Annotated in this window: 1 pseudogene; it reads right to left on the minus strand. The window is 67.1% G+C overall.

Features of this window, described 5'->3' with window-relative positions:
* Positions 1 to 181, minus strand: a pseudogene (locus tag KVT34_RS31585) (DNA-binding response regulator); the annotation flags it as partial.
* Positions 182 to 228 lie beyond the last annotated feature (47 nt).

Below are 228 nucleotides of genomic sequence, written 5' to 3' on the forward strand. Positions count from 1 at the left end.
GGACTTCCTGCCCGCCTTTGAACACCTGCTGGCTCTCCTCTTGGTTAGCCAGCTCTCCCCTACGGAGCACGCTCTGTGTAGCGGTGCCCGGCAGGCGGTTCATCCGGCGCAGCAGGGAGCGGTTTCGCGCCGCAAGCTCCCGCAGGCTGACCGGCTTCTTCAAGAGGTCGTCGGCGCCCACCCCCAGGCCCAGGTCCTTATCGGTCTCCTCCGCCTTGCCCGTCACCA

The sequence above is a fragment of the Paenibacillus sp. GbtcB18 genome, from assembly GCF_019091125.1.
In the GTDB taxonomy this organism is placed as follows: Bacteria; Bacillota; Bacilli; order Paenibacillales; family NBRC-103111; genus Paenibacillus_F; species Paenibacillus_F chitinolyticus.